Here is a 19,186-nt window from a genome sequence, read left to right as displayed (position 1 = left end):
GCCAGAGCGTGCTCTGGCTTTTTCGTGTGCGCGGCGCGCTGGCCGCGCGTGTTACGACGCGTCGTGCGCGAGGCCCTGCTCGAGCAATTCGGTCAGTAGACCGTTCAGACCGCCGGGATGCTGCTCGGCACGCGACTTCAACTGCGCGACCAGGTCGGCGTTGAGCTTGCAGGCGAACGGCACGAGCCCCTGCGCCTGGTCGAGCTTGCGGCGCTCGCGGCGATCCAGCGTCGCGGTCGACCCCTTGCCGAAGCGCTCGGGCCCGGCCTGGTTCGTCGCTTGCATCAGTTTGAGTGCCTTGTTCTTCTCAAGGTCGGTTTTCTTCATGGCCATGCTGTTGGCTCCGATGTTGGGCAGTGGCGCGCATTGTACGCATTCGACCGGGGGCGTCCATCGCCGAGATGTTTCGCTTCATGTCTGCGTCTGCGTTCGAATATGCGGCGCAGTGCGTGTGACGTGGTCCATCAGCGCGCGCATGCGCTGCCAGTGTGAGCCTTCCCAGAACACGCGCTGGCAGACATCGCAGGTGACAAAGCGCGTCTGACGCTCGAAAACGCCCTCCGGCACGCGTGCACGCGCTTCGCCGCGTTCGATCGGACGCAGCGGCGCGTTGCACGTCAGGCAGAGCCGGAAGGGCCGTGCGCTGGCGGCCAGGTCGAGCCGCTCGAAGATCTCGTAGAGTTGCGCGCTCGGCTTCAGCGCGCGCACGTAGCAGCCGTGCGTAATGGTGCGGCGCTTGAGCAGTTCGCGATCGCGCGTGAGCACCACGCGGTGCTCGGCGGCGGCGAGCGCTTCGATTTCCGGGTCGGGGAAATTGTTGTCGTAGAGCGTATCGAAGCCTGCGAGCCGCAGCAGTTGCGCGAGGCCGCCGAGATGCGCATCGGCGACGAAGCGCAACTCGCGCAGCGGCGCGGCGCGCACGCGCAGCAGCGGGCGGATGTCGAGCGCTTCGAACTTCGGATAGACGGCGACGCGGTCGCCGTCCGCGAGCGGATGCTCGAACCCGACCGATTCGCCGTTCACGAGGATCAGTTCGACTTCGGTGTGCGGCACGCCGAGCGCTTCGATCATGTGCTTCGCGGTGGCATTGCGCGCGCACGCGCAACTGAATGCACGGCGGCGCAGCGGCCGCGCGAGGAAGTCGTTCAGCTCCTCGTAGAAGCGGAAAGTGGCGGTAACCATGCGGCCAGTATGGCACCGGACGGGGGCCGCCGGCGCGCGTTTGACTGCAGTGCGCGCGTGGCTGTGCTCTACTGCCGGTTCTCACCATGAAGGAGCTTGAGATGGACATCGGTTTTATCGGCCTCGGCGAAATGGGGGGCGCGATTGCCGCCAATCTGCTGAAGGCGGGGCATCGGGTGCGCGTGTGGAACCGGACGCCGGAGCGCACGCAGCCGCTCGCCGCAGCCGGAGCGCAGGTGGTCGCCACGCCCGCTGCCGCCTTCGCGGGTGATGCCGTCATTTCGATGCTCGCCGACGACGCGGCGCTGCGCGACGTGGTCGACGCCGCGTTGCTCGACCAGGCGCCGCGCGGCTTCGTCCATGTGAACATGGCGACGATTTCGGTTGCGCTCGCCGGAGAGCTTGCGCGCGCGCATGCCGAGCGCGGCCTGCAATATGTGGCCGCGCCCGTGCTGGGCCGCCCGGACGCCGCGCGGGCCGCGAAACTGACGATCGTCGCGGCGGGCGCCGCCGAAGCGATCGACCGCGTGCAGCCGCTATTCGACGTGATCGGGCAGAAAACCTGGCGTATCGGCGCGCGGCCGCAGCAGGCGAACGTGATGAAGCTGGCGGCGAATTTCATGCTGGCGTCGGCGGTGGAGACGCTCGGCGAGGCGTCGGCGCTGCTGTCCGGGCACGGCGTTGCGATGCGCGACTTTCTCGACGTGGTGGCAGGCGGGCCGTTTCCCGGCCCCGTGTACGCGGGCTACGGTGCGATGATCGCGGAACGGCGTTACGAACCCGCGCTCTTCAAGGCGCGGCTCGGTCTCAAGGACGTGCGGCTTGCGCTGGCGGCGGCAGATGAAGTGTCGGCGCCGATGCCGGTGGCGAGCGTCGTGCGCGACAGCCTGCTCGACGCCATCGCGCACGGCGACGGCGAGCGCGATTTCGCGGTGCTCGGCGAGGTTGCTGCGCGGCGCGCCGGGCAGACGCCGCGTGAAGCTTGATGGTGCGGTGTGTCTCCTGGATGGGATCGCTTCATTTGGCCGACTCGTCTGGTCGATTCGATTCGATTCGCCCGCCCGCCCGGGCACGGGTTGCCAACGGAGCAGACGCGGCGCAATCTTCATACGAGCGCTCGGTGTCGCACAATGCGGGTTAAAGCAGACGAGGACAATGGCAGCCGTCGCGTCGGACCACATTGCGAGGTGCGCTGGAGCGGGCCTTGCGGCGTGCCGGAAGGAATCGTGCTGGGCAGTGGCCGAATGACAACCACAATGGCAGGAGACGGCGGGTGGAAACGCGCATTCTGATCGCCGATACCGACGAGAAGTCGCTAACGGGGCTCGGCACGTTGCTCACGGACCTCGGTTATGCGATTGCCGTGGCGCGCACGCTCGACGATGCGGTCGAAGCGGCTGCGCGCTTTGCGCCGGATGTCGCGATCATCGGGTTGTCGTTGCAGGCGGAGGATCCGGCAACCATCGTCCACCGATTGCGGCAGGCGAGCGGCACGCGCATGCGGCTGCTCATTGCGCTGACCGGCTGGGGCGACTCGCGCCACCGCGACGAAGCGCTGGCGGCGGGCTTCGATGTTCATCTGGTGCGCCCGGTGGGGCTCGATCAACTGATGTTTATTCTCTCGATGATCGGCCAGTAGGCTCGATGTTGTTAAATTACAACATTGGGGTCCGTGCTACTTTACATGTTGCGTTGCACCACGAATATGGCTATACTGATTTCGTCTCCTCCATGTCTCCTCTGATATGGATTAAGCCCGCCGACTTGGCGGGCTTTTTTTTTCTGCGCGCTTTTTGCCGCCATCGTGCGGCGTTTGTGCAGCTTTCGTCCCGCATTCGCGCCACCGTCGCCGCGCAATTGAGCGCACATAAAAAAACCGGCTCTTTGCAGAGCCGGTTTTGCGTTGTGCTGCCGATGCCGGTACGCGTGCGTTAAATCAGCCTTTGAGTCCGGTGTTTTCCGCCGCGCCGATGGCGAGGTTCATGCACTGGATCGCCGCGCCCGACGCACCCTTGCCCAGATTGTCGAGGCGCGCGACGGTCACGAACTGCTCGTCGTTGCCGAACACGAACAGATCGACGCGATTCGTGTCGTTGTTCGCCTGGACATCGAAGGCGCCGTTATCGAGGTTCTCGTCGGCGTTGTACGGCGCCACGCGCACGAATGCCTCGCCCGCGTAGTACTCGGCGAACAGCGCCTGAATGTCCTGCGGCTTCGCGCGGCGCGTGAGCTGCTGCGGCGAGAAGAAGGTCGTGACGGCAAGACCTTTGTAGAACGGGCCGACGACGGGCGTGAACACTGGCGTGAGCTTCAGGCCGCCGTGCGCGGCCATCTCCGGCAGGTGCTTGTGCGTGAGGCCGAGCGCATAAGGACGCGGGCTCATCAGCTTCGCGTTGCCGCCTGCTTCGTACTCCGCGATCATTTTCTTGCCGCCGCCGCTGTACCCGGTCAGCGAGTACGCGTGGGCTGCGAAGTCGGCGCCGACAAGACCGGCCTCGACGAGCGGGCGCATGGCGAGCACGAACGCCGAAGCGTGGCAGCCCGGCACGGCGATGCGCTTCGCGTTGCGCACGCGCTCGCGCTGCTGGCGCGTGAGTTCGGGCAGGCCGTAGGCCCAGTCGGCGCTCGTGCGAAATGCGGTGCTCGCGTCGATCAGCACGGTGCGGCCGTTTTCGACCAGCGAAGCCGATTCGCGCGAGGCGGCATCGGGCAGGCAGAGGAACGTCACGTCCGAAGCGTTGATGAGACGGCGACGTTCCTCGACATCCTTGCGCTTCGCTTCGTCGATACGCAGGATCTCGACGTCGGCGCGCGCTGACAGGTACTCGAAAATCTTCAGGCCGGTCGTGCCTTCCTGTCCGTCGACAAAAACTTTCGTGCTCATTGCAGTCTCTCTGAACGCGGGTGGTTCGGGGCGCTCGCGCAACGGGTGCTGGCCCGTCGGGCGCCGGAACGGTATTTTAAGACTTGATGCGTATCGAGGTGCGGGCCGTGCCGGAAAAAAATGGTGCGCCACGGATTTTCGGGGAAGGTACGGTGCGTACCGACCCCTTTGAAACATGCGGCTCGCCGAGTTCGTTGTTCGCCTCGGGTCTGGAAGCGGACGGATACCCGTCGCATCTGCCCGACTTCGCGATGACGACGAATCACGGCGCCTAGAAAGTCTCCCAGTCGTCGGCGCGGCTGTCCGCCACGGCGCCTGTAGCCGGTGCACGAAGACCGGCCGCCGCCGCCGTTGCCATCGTTGCCGTCGCCGGCCGCATCGGCCGCATCGGTCGATTGGGTTGCGCGGCCGTCCGCTTCTGCGCCGGTTGCGCCCGTGTGGGCCGCTGGTGCGACGACTCGTCTCCGAGCCGGAAGAACGTCACGTCGGATTTCATCTTCGTGGCCTGCTCCTGCAGCGACTGGGCCGCCGCCGCCGCCTCTTCCACCAGCGCGGCGTTCTGCTGGGTCACCTCGTCGATCTGGTTGATTGCCTGATGGACCTGCAGGATGCCCTTGCTCTGCTCGTCGGAGGCCGCCGAGATCTCGCCGACGATATCGGACACCTGGCTAATCGCCTGGATCACTTTGTCCATCGTCGCGCCGACGTCGCCCGCCTGCTCGGCGCCTTGCTGCACCTTGCCCGAGGACGCTTCGATCAGCACCTTGATTTCCTTGGCCGCTGCCGACGCGCGTTGCGCCAGCGTGCGCACCTCACCGGCCACCACGGCAAATCCGCGGCCCTGTTCCCCGGCGCGCGCGGCTTCGACGGCAGCATTCAGCGCGAGGATATTCGTCTGGAAGGCGATGCCCTCGATCATCCCGGTGATCTCGGCGATCCTGGCGGAGTCCGTGCGAATCGCCTGCATCGTCGCCACCATCGTGCCCACCGCCGTGCTTCCCGCATCGGTCAGCGCGCGTGCGTTGGCTGCGAGCGAGTTGGCCTGGCGTGCGTTATCGGCGTTCTGCTTCACGGTTTCGGTGAGTTGCGTCATGCTCGCGGCCGTCTGTTCGAGCGATGCCGCCTGCTCTTCCGTGCGCGCCGAGAGATCCTGGTTGCCCGCCGCGATCTGCCCGGATGCAACCGTCACCGACTCGCTGCTGTCGCGAATCCCCCGGATGGTGGCGGCCAGTTGCCGGCTCATCGTCTTCATGGCGTCGAGCAATTGCCCGAATTCGCCCGTCGCGTCCACGACGATCCCGGCGTCGAGCCGGCCCTGCGCGATCTCGCTGGCGATACTCACCGTCTTGTTCAACGGGCGCGTGATGGCACGGATCAGATAGAGCGCCGCACCGATCGACATCGCGATACCGGCGAACAGCAGTGCGATGGAAATCCACTTCAACCGCGCGGCCTCGGCCGTACCGTCGCTATCGGTCTGTTTCGCCACATCGGCGTCAAGCTGCACGTCCTGCTTGAGCAGTGCCGTCACGCTGTCGCCGATCGGCAGAACGTTGCTCACCTGCCACGCGAGCGCGCCGTCGAAGTCGCCCTGCTCGATGAGCGACAGTTCCTTGTCGACCGCTGCGCGGTACTGCGTGAGCTGGCCGTCGATCTTGTCTGCCAGCACGCGCTCTTCATGGCCCGTCACACCATTCGGGTAGTAGTCCTTCCAGTCCTTTTCCGTCTGCGCCGAAAAGTCGCGAGCCTTCGCGATGGAAGACTTGTCCTTCTGCGCGACCATGCGCCAGAGCGCAAGACGCGAATTGAGCGTATCGGTCTGGGTCGCGCTCAGATAGCCGGTCGGGATGACGATGGCGGTGTAGGTGTTGTGTAACGCGCTGCGCAAGACCGAGATGCCGCGCAGACCGAAGCCGCCGACGATCAGCGTAATCGCCATGCTGGTCGCGAGCACGAGAATGATCCTGGCCCTGACCGTCGAAAAGAATTTACCCAACGAAAACCTCTTGCATATGTCGTTTAGCGGGACGGTGAGAGGCCGGCGCGCACCGGCTCCCCCGGAATGCATCGCCCAACCCCGACTTGCCGCAGTGACGCGGCATGCCGGTGGTGTTCCACGTAACGGGAGCGGTAGCGCTGCATATGCCGTCTTGATCTGGATCAAGACGGCATATGCATTTCGGCTAGCCAGGGAAAATCTTTATGCGGCCCCGAATTAGAAAGCGCTGGCCGTGTGACGCAACGTTGCGTGGATGGTGAAGGGGTCTGAGCCGAATCGACCGGCGTTGGAAGTGGTGTTTCGTTCGTGGAGGAACGCGGGTCGCGCACGTCCCCTATTCGGTGGCCCTAAGCGTCCTTAAGCGTCCTTCAGCGTCCGTACGTAACCGTGAGCTGCGCGCTGCCGAGCCTGGACCCCGAGATTTCGTGATCGAACAGGGCGGCGGGGCGGCCTTGCGGAACGCCGAGCCGGTCGATGCCGAGCGCGTACACCGTGATCACGTAGCGATGCGGTTTGCCCGGCGGCGGACAGGGGCCGCCGTAACCGTCGGCATCGAAGTCGTTGCGCGCCTCGACGGCGCCGAGCGTCTTCAGTTCGCCCGACGCGCTCGCGTTCTCCGGCAGCGCCGTCACGCGCGCCGGTATGTCCGCGACGGCCCAGTGCCACCAGCCGGGGCCGGGCGCGTCGGGATCGAACATCGTGATGGCGAAGCTGCGCGTACCGGCCGGGGCGTTGTGCCACGTCAGCTGCGGCGAGCGGTTGCCGCCGTCGCAGCCGCCCTTGTTGAAGACCTGCGCTGTGGCGACACGCCCGCCATCATGCATCGTCGTGCTCGAAACCGAGAACGCCTCGCCTGCCTGAGCCGCACTATCCACATGAGCGACGAGTGCGAGCGGCGCGCAACCGAGTACGAGCCGAAGGCAGCGTGAAAGTGGCGTGCTGGCGTGGGCGCGATCCATTGACCCGTTCTCCCGTGTGTTCATCGAATGCCGCCCACGATCCGCCGAGGTGACGTTTCGAATTGTGTTCCAGATCGGGACCGCTTCGGTAGAGCGCTTTCCCGAAGTGCCGTCTCGCTTTGCAGAGTATGGCGCGTGGGCGGAAATCGTTATCGGCGGGTGCGCGCGGGGGCGCCTGGCAGTGCCTGGTCGCGACAGGAAGTGCACAAAAAAACCCACTGTCCTGCAAGACAGTGGGTTTTTCGTTTTGCCGCGGTGCGACGTGAAGCCGCCGCGCCAGCTGTGCTGCTTACTGCGGTGCCGCCGTCGCGCCGCCGTGCGCTGCCGACCATTCGGCCGGTGCATGCAGGAATTTCTCGACTTCGTCGAGCGTCTTCGTTTCGAAGTAGCCCGATTCCTTCGCGACGCGCAGCACATCCCACCACGTTGCAAGCGCGTGCAGGTCGACGTCGATGTCTTTCAGCACCGACACGCTTTCCTTGAAGATGTTGTAGTGGAACAGCACGAAGCAGTGGTTCACCGTCGCGCCTGCCGTGCGCAGCGCGTTGATGAAGTTGATCTTGCTGCGGCTGTCGGTGGTCAGGTCTTCGACGAGCAGCACGCGCTGGCCTTCGGTGAGCAGCCCCTCGATCTGCGCGTTGCGGCCAAAGCCCTTCGGCTTCTTGCGCACGTACTGCATGGGCACCATCAGACGGTCCGAGAGCCATGCGGCGAACGGAATGCCCGCGGTTTCGCCGCCCGCGACGGCGTCGATCTGCTCGTAGCCGACGTCGCGCAGGATGGTCGCTTCGGCCATTTCCATCAGGCCACGGCGCACGCGCGGGTACGAGATCAGCTTGCGGCAGTCGATGTAGACCGGGCTCGCCCAGCCGGAAGTGAAGATGAAGGGCTTTTCGGCGTTGAAGTGCACGGCCTTCACTTCGAGCAGCATTTTGGCGGTCGTGTCCGAGATCGTCTGGCGATCGTAGCCTGTCATGGGCGAATCCTTGGATATGAAAGCGGGGAGGGCGGGCGCGAGGCCCTGGGGGGCTGGCCCTGTGGCGCTGGCACGGCGAATCCGGATGCGTTGCACACCGGAACCCGCGATGCGCGGCCCGGATGGCGTTGGCTGCCTGACGTTGCCCGAGGTTCTTCGGGGGTTCGTTTTGGTGCGGCCCGCACGGTCCGGACGGCTTTTCTTGCGCGCGTAGCCGCGTATTTTACCCGACTTGAGATACGGCGACGAGCCGCGCGTACGGCGGGGAGCGCTCGATGAACTGGATTCACGCGCGGATACACACGCGGACTCATGCGCGGACTCACGCACTGATTCACGCGCGTTGCCTCGGGTGTACACTAATCGCCCCCGCCAATTAGCACTCGCCGTTTCGTTCTCCGCACCGGGGTTTCCCGTCGCCGCATGTCCTGCGCACGGGGCTGCGCTGTCGACCCTTTGAGCGCGTCGAGCGAAGCGACGAATTCACGACCACAAGACGATTCACGTCGCTCACGTCCAGGCAGGCCTGAAAATGGATGAACAACTGAAGCAAAGCGCGCTCGCGTACCACCAGAATCCGAAACCCGGCAAGATTTCGGTCACCCCGACCAAGCCGCTGTCGAACCAGCTCGACCTCTCGCTCGCGTATTCGCCCGGCGTTGCCGCCGCGTGCATGGCGATCTACGACGAACCGCTCGACGCGCAGAAGTACACGTCGCGCGGCAACCTCGTCGGCGTCGTGACGAACGGCACCGCCGTGCTCGGCCTCGGCAACATCGGCCCGCTCGCCGCGAAGCCGGTGATGGAAGGCAAGGGCTGTCTCTTCAAGAAATTCGCGGGCATCGACGTCTTCGACATCGAGCTCAGCGAATCGGATCCGGACAAGCTCGTCGAAGCGATCGCCATGCTCGAGCCGACGCTCGGCGGCATCAACCTCGAAGACATCAAGGCGCCCGAGTGCTTCTACATCGAGCAGAAGCTGCGCGAGCGCATGAAGATCCCCGTCTTCCACGACGACCAGCACGGCACGGCGATCATCGCCTCCGCGGCGATCCTCAACGGCCTGAAGGTCGTCGGCAAGGATCTCGGCAGCGTGAAGTTCGTGTGTTCCGGCGCGGGCGCCGCAGCGATCGCCTGCCTCGACCTGCTCGTGAAGCTCGGCCTGAAGAAGGAGAACATCCTCGTCGCCGACTCGAAGGGCGTGATCTACGAAGGCCGCGGCAATCTCGATCCGTCGAAGCAGCGCTACGCGGCCAACACGCAGGCGCGCACGCTCGCCGACGCGATCAAGCAAGCCGACGTGTTCCTCGGCTGCTCGAGCGCGGGCGTGCTCAAGCCCGAGATGGTGAAGGACATGGGCGTCAAGCCGCTGATCCTCGCGCTGGCGAACCCGGACCCGGAAATCCGCCCGGAAGAGGCGAAAGCCGTGCGCCCGGATGCGATCATCGCGACGGGCCGTTCGGACTATCCGAACCAGGTCAACAACGTGCTGTGCTTCCCGTTCATCTTCCGCGGCGCGCTCGACGTCGGCGCGACGACGATTACGGAAGAGATGAAGCTCGCGTGCGTGCGCGCGATCGCCGAACTCGCCGAAGAAACCGATCAGGGCGACGAAGTGGCGAAGGCGTATGAAGGCCACACGCTCGAATTCGGCCCGGAATACCTGATTCCGAAGCCGTTCGATCCGCGCCTCATCATCAAGATCGCCCCGGCGGTTGCGCAGGCGGCAATGGAATCGGGCGTCGCGACGCGCCCGATCGCCGACATGGACGCCTACCGCGAGCAGCTTGGCGCGACGGTCTACCGCTCGGGCATGGTGATGCGCCCGGTGTTCGCGGCTGCGAAGGCGAGCCAGGCGCGTATCGTGTTCGCCGAGGGCGAAGACGAGCGCGTGCTGCGCGCCGCGCAGTTCGTGCTCAATGAAAAGATCGCGAAGCCGATCATCGTGGGCCGCCCGTCCGTGGTGGAAATGCGCCTGAAGAAGATGGGCTCGAAGCTGCGCGCGGGCACCGACTTCGAGATCGTCGATCCGGAAGACGATCCGCGCTTCCAGAAGAGCTGGCAGGCGTACCACCAGATCGGTGCGCGCCGGGGCGTCACGCCCGAAGTCGCGAAGGCGGCGGTGCGCAAGTTCAACACGCTGATCGGCGCGATCCTCGTGCATCTGGGCGACGCGGACGGCATGATCTGCGGCCTCGTGAACAGCTTCGACTTCCACCTGAATTTCGTCGAGCAGGTGCTCGGCAAGGCTGATGGCGCCGGGAACTACGCGGCGATGAATCTGCTGATGCTGCCGGGCCGCAACCTCTTCATCAGCGACACCTACGTGAACGAAGTGCCGAGCGCCGAGCAACTCGCCGACATGACGATTCTCGCGGCGCGCGAGATCGAGAAGTTCGGCATCACGCCGAAGGTCGCGCTTCTCTCCAGCTCGAACTTCGGCAGCGTGCGCTCGTCCACGTCGCAGCGCATGCAGGCGGCGCGCGAGTTGCTGGCGCAGCGTGCGCCGCAACTCGAAGTGGACGGCGAAATGCACGGCGACGCAGCGCTTTCGGAGGTGATCCGCAAGCAGGCGTTCCCCGGCACGACGCTCGCGGGCGAAGCGAACCTGCTCATCATGCCGAACGTGGAAGCCGCGAACATCGTCTATAACCTGCTGAAGGTGATCGGCGGCGAAGGCGTGACGGTGGGACCGTTCCTGCTCGGCGCGTCGAAGCCGGTGCATATCCTGACGCCGGCGGCGACCGTGCGACGCATCATCAATATGACGGCGGTCGCTTCGGCGAACGCGGCGGTGCGCAAGGCAGCGGCACGCTAAGCGCAAACGAGCTGGACTGATGGTGGATTGAGCGCAGCCGTTCGATGCGCTCAATGAAAAGGGCGCTCCGTTTTCACGGAGCGCCCTTTGTTTTTACGGCAACGTCAGCGTTCTAAGCCGACGTCAACCCATCACGCAGCATGACGCGCCGCGCCGCCCTGCGGCGAGCGCCACTTGTCGAGCAGCGCCGCCCACTTCGCGCGCACGGCTTTCAGGTTGTTCTCCTTCACGTGGCCGTAGCCGCGAATGCCGTCCGGAAGATTCGCCAGTTCTTCCGCGAGCGCGAGATTGCCGCTGTCGACGCCCTTGATCAATTCGCGTACGAGCGCTTCGTACTCGCCGATCAGCGCGCGTTCGTGACGCCGTTCCTCGGTGCGGCCGAACGGATCGAGCGCCGTGCCGCGCAGGAACTTCAGCTTCGCGAGCACGCGCATCGCGGTGAGCATGCGCGGGCCGTACTGCTTCTTCAGCAGATGGCCCTTGTCGTCGTGCTTCGCGAAGGACGGCGGCGCGAGGTGGAAGTTGAGCTTCCAGTCGCCTTCGAAGCTCGCCTTCAGCTTCTCGATGAACGCGGGATCGGTATACAGGCGCGCGACTTCGTACTCGTCCTTGTACGCCATCAGCTTGTGCAGGTTCTTCGCGACGGCTTCGGTCAGCGCGAACTGGCCATCTGCCCGGTCGAGCTTGCCTTCCGCCGCGCGCACGTCCGCGACCAGCGCGCGATAACGCGTTGCGTAGGCGTCGTTCTGGTAGGCGGCGAGATACTGCGCGCGCTTCTCGATCAGTGCGTCGAGCGCCTTCGGCGTGTGCAGCGAGACGATCTTCGCGCCCGTGCCGTCCATCGCCTGCTGCGCCGCGGGTTGCTTCACGAGCGCGTCGACGGCGGCGCGGTCGTGCGCCGTGCGGCGGCCCCACTCGAACGCCGCGAGGTTCTTCTCCACCTGCACGCCGTTCAGCTCGATCGCGCGCGTGAGCGACGCATGCCCGAGCGGCAGCCAGCCGCGCTGCCACGCGTAGCCGAGCACGAACGGGTTCGTGTAGATCGCGTCGCCGAGCAGCGCGACCGCGTAGCGATTCGCGTCGATGGCGACGACGTTGTCCGTGCCTGCCGCGGCGCGCACATCGGCTTCGGTGTTCGTGCCCGGGAACTGCCACTTCGGGTTCTTGATGAACTCCGCGGTCGGCGTCGGCGCGCTGTTGAGCACGACGCTGGTCTGGCCGACCTGCATGCGCGAGACGCAGTCGTCGCTGGCGGTCACGATGGCGTCGCAGCCGATCACGAGCTTCGCCTCGCCCATGGCGATGCGGGTCGCGTGGATGTCGTCGGGCCGGTTCGCGATCTGCACGTGGCTCATCACCGCGCCGCCCTTTTGCGCGAGGCCGGTCACGTCGAGCACGGTCACGCCCTTGCTCTCCAGGTGCGCGGCCATGCCGAGCAGCGCGCCGATCGTGACGACGCCGGTGCCGCCCACGCCCGTCACGAGCACGCCATAGGGCCGCGCGAGCGCGGGGATATCGGGCGTCGGCACGGCCGCCATCGCGTCGTTCGCGACGCTGCTCGCGCCCGGCTTGCGAAGCTGTCCGCCGACGACGGTCACGAAGCTCGGGCAGAAGCCCTTCACGCAGGAATAGTCCTTGTTGCAGCTCGACTGATTGATCTGACGCTTCGTGCCGTACTCGGTATCGACCGGCTCGACCGACAGGCAGTTCGACTGCACCGAGCAGTCGCCGCAGCCTTCGCAGACAGCCTCGTTGATCACGACGCGCTTCGCCGGATCCGGATACGTGCCGCGCTTGCGGCGGCGACGCTTTTCAGTGGCGCAGGTCTGGTCGTAGATCAGAATCGTCGTGCCGGCAATCTCGCGCAGTTCGCGCTGGATCGTGTCGAGCTGGTCGCGGTGATGGATCGTGACGCCCGGCGCGAGCGAGGTCACGCCTTCGTACTTCTCGGGCTCGTCGGTGACGATCACGATCTTCGCGGCGCCTTCCGAGGCGAGCTGGTGCGTGATCTGCGGCACGGTGAGCACGCCGTCCACGGGCTGGCCGCCCGTCATCGCGACTGCGTCGTTGTAGAGGATCTTGTAGGTGATGTTCGCCTTCGACGCGATGGCCGCGCGAATCGCGAGCAGACCCGAGTGGAAATACGTGCCGTCGCCGAGGTTCGCGAACACGTGCTTGTCGTTCGTGAACGGCGCCTGGCCGACCCATGCCACGCCTTCGCCGCCCATCTGGCTGAAGGTGCTGGTGCTGCGGTCCATCCAGGTGGTCATGTAGTGGCAGCCGATGCCGGCCATCGCGCGCGAGCCTTCCGGCACGTTCGTCGACGTGTTGTGCGGGCAGCCCGAGCAGAACCACGGCTTGCGCTCGGCCTGTACGCGCGGCTTCGCGAGCGCCCTTTCTTTCGCCTCGATCACGGCGATGCGTGAGGCAATGCGCGCGCGCACGTCGGAGGGCAGATCGAACTTGTCGAGGCGCGTGGCAATAGCCTTCGCGATGATCGCGGGCGAGAGTTCGTAGTGCGCGGGCAGGAGCCAGTTGCCCATCGGCACCGACCATTCGCCGCCGGCGCCGTCCTTCTCGTCGAACTTGCCGTACACGCGCGGACGCTGGGCGTCGGGCCAGTTGTACAGCTCTTCCTTGATCGCGTATTCGAGGATCTGACGCTTTTCCTCGACCACGAGAATCTCTTCGAGGCCGCGCGCGAACGCCTGGGCGCCTTGCGCTTCGAGCGGCCATACGCAACCGACCTTGTAGAGCCGCACGCCGATGCGCGAGCAGGTTTCGTCGTCGAGACCGAGATCGGTCAGCGCCTGGCGCACGTCGAGATAGGCTTTGCCGCCGGTCATGATGCCGAAGCGCGCATGCGGCGAATCGATTTCGACGCGGTCGAGCTTGTTCGCGCGGACGTAGGCGAGGGCCGCATACCACTTGTAGTCGAGCAGACGCGCTTCCTGGACGAGCGGCGGATCGGGCCAGCGGATGTTGAGCCCGCCTTCGGGCAGGGCGAAGTCGCCCGGCAGGATGATGTTGGTGCGATGCGGGTCGATCTCGACCGAAGCCGACGATTCGACCACGTCGGTCACGCACTTCATGGCGACCCAGAGGCCGGAATAGCGGCTCATGGCCCAGCCGTGCAGGCCGAAGTCGAGGTATTCCTGGACGTTCGACGGGAACAGCACCGGCAGGCCGCAGGCCTTGAAGATGTGCTCGGACTGGTGCGCGAGCGTCGACGACTTCGCGGCGTGGTCGTCGCCCGCGAGCACGAGGACGCCGCCGTGACGCGAGGAACCCGCCGAATTGCCGTGCTTGAACACGTCGCCGCAGCGGTCGACGCCGGGGCCCTTGCCGTACCACATCGAAAATACGCCGTCGTATTTCGCCGACGGGTACAGATTGACCTGCTGCGACCCCCAGACGGCGGTGGCGGCGAGGTCTTCGTTGACGCCGGGCTGGAAGACGATTCCGTGACCGGCGAGGTGCTGTTTGGCTTTCCAGAGCGACTGGTCGAGACCGCCGAGCGGTGAGCCGCGATAGCCGGAGATGAACCCCGCCGTATTGAGACCTGCTGCTTTGTCGCGTTCCTGTTGCAGCATCGGCAGGCGGACCAGCGCCTGGATGCCGCTCATGTACGCGCGGCCGCGATCGAGCGTGTATTTGTCGTCGAGCGTGACGGAAGCGAGCGCGGCTTCGAGCGAAGCGCGCTGACCAGCGTCGAGCGGGGCATTCATTATGTGTACTCCTCCATCCACCATCGTTTTGGGATCGCCAGAACTCAGTGCCTCGACATCTTGTGAATGTTTTGACGCTGGCGCGCCATATTGGCGTGTTTTTGCCGATGGTAGCACTGGGGCAAACCCGCCGCTGGCGCCGGAAATCGGCTGAAACCCTTGTGCCACGGCGATTTCGTGTGATTCATGCGCCTTCGAGGCGCCGCCCAGGTGTTGTAACAATGGCTGTATCGGAATGCCGCGTCGCGTAACAGCGTGTAAAACCTGCACTCTGACAGAACTGGTCTTGATATTTCTGTCTAACGGAATCACCTGTGCATTTCGCGCAGCGCCCCAGGCAGTCAATGGGGTACGACCGCAACAGGCGCAACAGACGCCACAGGCAGCCTCAAAAAGGAGTACAGCATGAACAACCGACACATCCAGACCTTCCTGACGGTCTCGGCCGCTTTCTTCGCGATGAACACGCCGCTGCTGGCGAACGCGCGCAGCCAAAGCGGCGCCGGTGCAACGACCCGTCCCGCACAGTGTGCGCAGGCCGATGTCAGGGTCACGACGGCAATGACCGCGATGATCGCCGGCCGGAAATCCTGACGCTTTCCGCGACTTATTCATGACGCTGCGCTGATCCGCGCGGCGTCCCACCCACGAGAGCCTGCCGCCGGGTGTGCGGCGGCTGGTTCCAGAAAGACAAAAAGGGCGAAGATCGGCAGATCTTCGCCCTTTTTGCTTGTGTGTTGGCCGCAGTTAATTCCGCAGTTAAGTCCGCCGTTATGTCCGCAGTCAAGTCTTGTCGTGCACGACGCCGCGACGAATCTGGTCGAGCTCGATCGACTCGAACAGTGCCTTGAAATTGCCCTCGCCGAAGCCCTGATTGCCCTTGCGCTGAATGATCTCGAAGAAAATGGGGCCGATCTGGTTGGCGGTGAAGATCTGCAGCAGCAGATCGCCGGGTGCGCCGTCGATCAGGATCTTGCGCTTTTTCAGTTCCGCGAGCGGCTCGCCGTGGTTCGGGATGCGGCGGTCCACGAGTTCGTAATAGGTGTCGATGGTGTCGAGCAGCGCGATATTCGCTGCGCGCACGCCGTCGACGGTCCGGTAGATATCGCCGGTGCCGAGCGCGATGTGCTGGATGCCTTCGCCGTGATAGGCCTCGAGGTATTCCTGGATCTGGCCCGGCGTTTCCGACCCTTCTTCGTTGATCGGAATGCGGATCTTGCCGCACGGCGAGGTCATGGCCTTCGACTTCACGCCCGTCACCTTGCCTTCGATGTCGAAGTAGCGGACTTCGCGGAAGTTGAACAGGCGTTCGTAGAACTCGGCCCACTCGTTCATGCGGCCGCGGTGAACGTTGTGCGTCAGGTGGTCGATATAGGTGAGGCCGTGGCCGGCCGGATGCTGGTTGGCGCGGGGGATCGGTTCGAAGTCGACATCGTAGATGTCGATATCGCCGATGCTGCCCGGGGCGGCGCCGTTCTTGCCGCGCCAGCGGTCGACGAAATAGATCAGCGAGTCGCCCACGCCCTTGATCGCGGGGATATTCAGCTCCATCGGGCCGGTTTTGTTGTCGAAGCCCCAGGCGCCGCATTCGAGCGCGTGCGCGTAAGCCTTCGCGGCGTCGCGCACCCGAAAGGCGATGGCGCAGATCGACGGACCATGCAGGCGGGCGAAGCGCTGGGCGAACGAATCGGGTTCGGCGTTGACGATGAAGTTGATGCCGCCCTGACGATACAGCGTGACGTTCTTGTGGCGATGACGCGCGATGGCGGTGAAGCCCATTTGCTCGAACAGCTTGCCGAGCGCTTTCGGATCGGGTGCGGTGTATTCGATGAACTCGAATCCGTCGGTGCCGACGGGGTTGTCCCAGGTGGAAATCTGCATGTTTGTCTCCTGTGTCGACCGGAGTTAGTGCTTCAGCACTTACTCCGGTCTCACGCAAAGCGCCGACCAGAGTTAGCGCTTCAGTGCTTACTCTGGTCCCAAGCACAGCGGTCGGCCAGAGTTAGCGCTTGAGCACTTGTTCTGGTCCAATGCTAGCGGCGCGATTCGGGTGAAAACTTGCGAACTTGACCGGATGGGTTAGAGATTGCGCTATAAACTGCCATCAAATAACCCATAGAAGACAGAACATGGCGAACATCGAACTGGACGCAATCGACCGCCGGATTCTCGCGATCCTTCAGGAGAATGGGCGGCTCTCGAATCAGGACATCGCGGAGCGCGTGAACCTGTCGCCGAGCCCGTGCTTGCGCCGCATCCGCCGGCTGGAGGAAAGCGGCGTGATTCGCGGTTACGTGGCGCTGCTCGATCCGCAGAAGCTGGGGCTCGATTTGCTGGCCTACGTGAACGTGCGGCTTGAAAAGCGGGGCGGCCCGGCTGTGACGCGTGAGGGACTCGTGGGCCGCACCGGCGCGACGCACGCCGAGCTGTTCCGCGCGGCGGTGCAGGCGTGGCCGGAAGTCGTGGCGTGCCACGCGATGACGGGCGACATGGACTACCTGCTGCGCGTGCAGGTGGAGGATATGGCGCACTTCTCCCGCTTCGTGCAGGAGCAGTTGCTGCACCATCCGTCGGTGATCGACGTGAAGACGAGTTTCTCGCTGGAGGCGATCAAGGAAACGACCGCTCTGCCGATCCTCTGAGCGCGGGTGGCACTGCGTTTGCCACAAACCGGACTGGCGTAAAAAAAGCGGCCGAAGCCGCTTTTTTCGCTAATGGAGGGGCGCTTAGGCCGCGATGGTTTGCGGCAGGATCGCTTCGATCAGCTTCGAAGCCTGGCGAGCCTGACGCTTGATCGCGTAGTCGAACGCCGCGGCTTGCTCCTGGAGCATTTCCGAAATGATGCTGCTCTGGTCGGCCGGTTCCAGCGACAGATACGCATCGGCTTCGCCGTAGGCATATTCGATCTTCATGCCCGACTTCCTGGCGATGTGCATCATCTTCGAATTGCGCGACAGGCAATGCATGTAGAGCGTCGTTACGTGGGTGTTGCGGCTGCGGATCGCCGCGCGCTCGAACAGCTTCGAACCGATGCCCTCGCCGCGCACGCTTTCGAGCACGGAGACGCCGAACTCCGCGGTGCGGCCATTGCCGTCCGCCGGCAGATAGGCGAGGTGGCCGACGCCGACCAGTTCCAGTTGACCGTTGAACACGCCGAACACGGTGTCGCGCGTGAAGTCCATCGACCCGACGTACTTCTCGATCACGTGGTCCGGTGCGGCCTGGCCGAAGCGCAGCAGGCGGTCGTCGGTGGCGAGTGCGAGGAAGTGGCCGAGCAGGCGCTCGCGGTCGGCCGAGGTGAGGACGCGCACCATGACAGTCGAATGACCGGACGACAGCGTATGGCCGGACGGCAGGATCGGCTCGTTCGCGTGCGTCGAAATCGTGTTCATGGGCGGGTTCTCCTTGGTATGCGCGCGCATGATGCGCCGCAAAAACAGATTCTAGCGGAAACCCTGGGGTCGATCTAGGGAAAACCCCGATTTCCGACCCGAATGTTGATACTAATTCACAGACGAATTGTCGCAGTCCATTGATTTCACGGATTTAATTCTTTTGAAGGGAAATCCTGGATGCTCGCGCTGTCACTGAAACGTCATGCTGCATTGCAGCAAAAAACTGGCTCAAGCCCGTGCTCAGCACCGGTTTCATGCGGTTTGCATCCCGTGATCGATCACGCCGATCACCTGTTCGGCGAAGTCGCCGTAGCCCATCCGGCCCCCCGGTTTGAGCCACGTGAACGTCCAGTTGATCATGCCGAACACCATCATGGTCAGCGCCGTCTGGTTGTCGGTGCTGACGCGCCCGGGGTAGGCGCGCGCGAGCTGGCGCGCGAACGCGGCGACCACGTCGCGCTGGCGGTTCAGGATGATCTCGCGCTGTGCGTCCACGAGGTACTTCACGTCGTTGAGCAGCGCGACGTGGCGGCTGTGCGACGTCTCGTATTCGGCAAGGAACGCGCGAATCAGCTCGGCAAACGTCTCGCGTTCGTCGAGGCCCCGCCGCTGGCTCGCGCCTTCCACCTCCGCGATGATCAGCATCAGCCGCTTCGTATAGCGGTCGAGCAGATCGAAGAGGATCGCTTCCTTGCTCTCGTAATAGTGGTAGAGCCGGGCCTTCGACGTGCCGCTCGCGGCCGCGAGATCGGACATGGACGTGCTCGGATAGCTCGTCTGCGCGAACTTCGCGGCGGCGAGGTCGAGAATCTGCTCGCGTTGCGCTTCGTGGTCGGGCGCTCGGGTGCGGGCCATGGTGTCAGCGGGGAAGAGAGGGGGGCGCAGGCACGTGCGCGGCGGCCATCGACGCCGGTGGCTGGGTCAGTGCGCACGCGGCGGACATGTCGTCGCGCAGGCCCAGTTCACCGGCAGCCGCGAGTTCGTGGAGGCGCCACAGCACGACCCGCTCGCTCACCGGTGCGTCTGCATCGCAGGAACGCAGGGCAGCCATGATGGCGGTCGGCGCGAGCCAGGGCTCGTGCGCCGCGCCCAGGATCGCGACGATCGACTGATCGAGGTCGGCCCAGGTGCCGCTCGTGAACGTATTGTCGTGCCAGTGACGCGTCTCGCCGTTCGCGAACTTCGTCTCTTGCCACTCCAGCGCGAGCCGTGTGATGCGCAGCACCGAGATCGGCGCGGCGTCGG

18 protein-coding genes are annotated in these 19,186 nt (G+C 64.8%); 7 read left to right on the top strand and 11 right to left on the bottom strand.

Going from position 1 to position 19,186, the window contains the following annotated elements; all coding sequences use genetic code 11:
* Nucleotides 1-51: 51 nt before the first annotated feature.
* Both Q0L30_RS23990 and Q0L30_RS23985 read right to left on the bottom strand, forming a co-directional pair.
* Nucleotides 52-333, bottom strand: coding sequence for a hypothetical protein (locus Q0L30_RS23990; RefSeq protein ID WP_296662866.1), 282 nt, complete (start codon nucleotides 331-333; stop codon nucleotides 52-54).
* A gap of 78 nt (nucleotides 334-411) precedes the next feature.
* Nucleotides 412-1,182, bottom strand: coding sequence for a Mut7-C RNAse domain-containing protein (locus tag Q0L30_RS23985; protein WP_296662863.1), 771 nt, complete (start codon nucleotides 1,180-1,182; stop codon nucleotides 412-414).
* A 101-nt stretch (nucleotides 1,183-1,283) separates the two neighbouring features.
* On the opposite strand from Q0L30_RS23985, the gene Q0L30_RS23980 reads away from it, so the two are divergent.
* The 3 genes from Q0L30_RS23980 (at nucleotide 1,284) to Q0L30_RS23970 (ending at nucleotide 3,117) form a co-directional block, all read left to right on the top strand.
* On the top strand, nucleotides 1,284-2,168 hold the full coding sequence (locus tag Q0L30_RS23980; RefSeq protein ID WP_296662860.1) for an NAD(P)-dependent oxidoreductase: 885 nt from the start codon (nucleotides 1,284-1,286) through the stop codon (nucleotides 2,166-2,168).
* Between the two features lie 287 nt (nucleotides 2,169-2,455).
* A complete protein-coding gene (locus Q0L30_RS23975) occupies nucleotides 2,456-2,821 on the top strand; it encodes a response regulator (RefSeq protein ID WP_296662857.1) in 366 nt (121 codons plus the stop codon).
* A 92-nt stretch (nucleotides 2,822-2,913) separates the two neighbouring features.
* Nucleotides 2,914-3,117: a hypothetical protein gene (locus Q0L30_RS23970; protein ID WP_296662855.1), complete on the top strand. Its 204-nt coding sequence runs from the start codon at nucleotides 2,914-2,916 to the stop codon at nucleotides 3,115-3,117.
* A 1-nt stretch (nucleotide 3,118) separates the two neighbouring features.
* Here Q0L30_RS23970 and argC read toward each other — a convergent pair whose 3' ends face one another.
* The gene (gene argC, locus Q0L30_RS23965; RefSeq protein WP_296662852.1) at nucleotides 3,119-4,066 is read right to left on the bottom strand and encodes an N-acetyl-gamma-glutamyl-phosphate reductase; all 948 of its coding nucleotides are present in this window, start codon (nucleotides 4,064-4,066) and stop codon (nucleotides 3,119-3,121) included.
* A gap of 83 nt (nucleotides 4,067-4,149) precedes the next feature.
* Between argC and Q0L30_RS23960 the strand changes: the two genes are divergently transcribed.
* Nucleotides 4,150-4,341, top strand: coding sequence for a hypothetical protein (locus tag Q0L30_RS23960; RefSeq protein WP_296662851.1), 192 nt, complete (start codon nucleotides 4,150-4,152; stop codon nucleotides 4,339-4,341).
* Here Q0L30_RS23960 and Q0L30_RS23955 read toward each other — a convergent pair.
* From Q0L30_RS23955 to Q0L30_RS23945, 3 genes are all read right to left on the bottom strand, one after another.
* Entirely contained in the window at nucleotides 4,338-6,062 is a 1,725-nt protein-coding gene (locus Q0L30_RS23955) for a methyl-accepting chemotaxis protein (protein ID WP_296662848.1), read from the bottom strand. The two genes, Q0L30_RS23960 and Q0L30_RS23955, sit on opposite strands and share 4 nt — an antisense overlap.
* A gap of 371 nt (nucleotides 6,063-6,433) precedes the next feature.
* Complete coding sequence (locus tag Q0L30_RS23950) at nucleotides 6,434-7,024, bottom strand: YbhB/YbcL family Raf kinase inhibitor-like protein (RefSeq protein ID WP_296662845.1); 591 nt, start codon at nucleotides 7,022-7,024, stop codon at nucleotides 6,434-6,436.
* A 289-nt stretch (nucleotides 7,025-7,313) separates the two neighbouring features.
* Entirely contained in the window at nucleotides 7,314-8,000 is a 687-nt protein-coding gene (locus Q0L30_RS23945) for an orotate phosphoribosyltransferase (RefSeq protein WP_296662843.1), read from the bottom strand.
* A 532-nt stretch (nucleotides 8,001-8,532) separates the two neighbouring features.
* Between Q0L30_RS23945 and Q0L30_RS23940 the strand changes: the two genes are divergently transcribed.
* On the top strand, nucleotides 8,533-10,818 hold the full coding sequence (locus Q0L30_RS23940; protein ID WP_296662840.1) for an NADP-dependent malic enzyme: 2,286 nt from the start codon (nucleotides 8,533-8,535) through the stop codon (nucleotides 10,816-10,818).
* A 131-nt stretch (nucleotides 10,819-10,949) separates the two neighbouring features.
* Here the strand turns inward: Q0L30_RS23940 and Q0L30_RS23935 are convergent, their stop codons facing one another.
* Nucleotides 10,950-14,546 (bottom strand): indolepyruvate ferredoxin oxidoreductase family protein, encoded by a 3,597-nt coding sequence (locus tag Q0L30_RS23935; protein ID WP_296662837.1) that lies wholly within the window; start codon nucleotides 14,544-14,546, stop codon nucleotides 10,950-10,952.
* 405 nt (nucleotides 14,547-14,951) lie between these two features.
* Between Q0L30_RS23935 and Q0L30_RS23930 the strand changes: the two genes are divergently transcribed.
* Entirely contained in the window at nucleotides 14,952-15,140 is a 189-nt protein-coding gene (locus tag Q0L30_RS23930) for a hypothetical protein (RefSeq protein ID WP_296662835.1), read from the top strand.
* A gap of 189 nt (nucleotides 15,141-15,329) precedes the next feature.
* Here the strand turns inward: Q0L30_RS23930 and hppD are convergent, their stop codons facing one another.
* Nucleotides 15,330-16,427, bottom strand: a complete 1,098-nt coding sequence (gene hppD, locus Q0L30_RS23925) for a 4-hydroxyphenylpyruvate dioxygenase (protein WP_296662832.1) — start codon at nucleotides 16,425-16,427, stop codon at nucleotides 15,330-15,332.
* A 248-nt stretch (nucleotides 16,428-16,675) separates the two neighbouring features.
* Between hppD and Q0L30_RS23920 the strand changes: the two genes are divergently transcribed.
* Nucleotides 16,676-17,188 (top strand): Lrp/AsnC family transcriptional regulator, encoded by a 513-nt coding sequence (locus tag Q0L30_RS23920; protein WP_296662829.1) that lies wholly within the window; start codon nucleotides 16,676-16,678, stop codon nucleotides 17,186-17,188.
* 84 nt (nucleotides 17,189-17,272) lie between these two features.
* Here Q0L30_RS23920 and Q0L30_RS23915 read toward each other — a convergent pair whose 3' ends face one another.
* From Q0L30_RS23915 to Q0L30_RS23905, 3 genes are all read right to left on the bottom strand, one after another.
* Complete coding sequence (locus tag Q0L30_RS23915; protein ID WP_296662825.1) at nucleotides 17,273-17,938, bottom strand: GNAT family protein; 666 nt, start codon at nucleotides 17,936-17,938, stop codon at nucleotides 17,273-17,275.
* Between the two features lie 255 nt (nucleotides 17,939-18,193).
* Entirely contained in the window at nucleotides 18,194-18,796 is a 603-nt protein-coding gene (locus tag Q0L30_RS23910; RefSeq protein WP_296662822.1) for a TetR/AcrR family transcriptional regulator, read from the bottom strand.
* Nucleotides 18,797-18,800: 4 nt separating this feature from the next.
* Nucleotides 18,801-19,186 (bottom strand): DUF3658 domain-containing protein (locus tag Q0L30_RS23905; RefSeq protein ID WP_296662820.1); only part of this gene is annotated, 386 nt, incomplete at its 5' end.

Source organism: Paraburkholderia sp. (assembly GCF_024281035.1).
Classification (GTDB): Bacteria; Pseudomonadota; Gammaproteobacteria; order Burkholderiales; family Burkholderiaceae; genus Paraburkholderia.
Note: the sequence above shows the minus strand (reverse complement) of the source record. Positions and strands in the feature narration are given on the sequence as shown.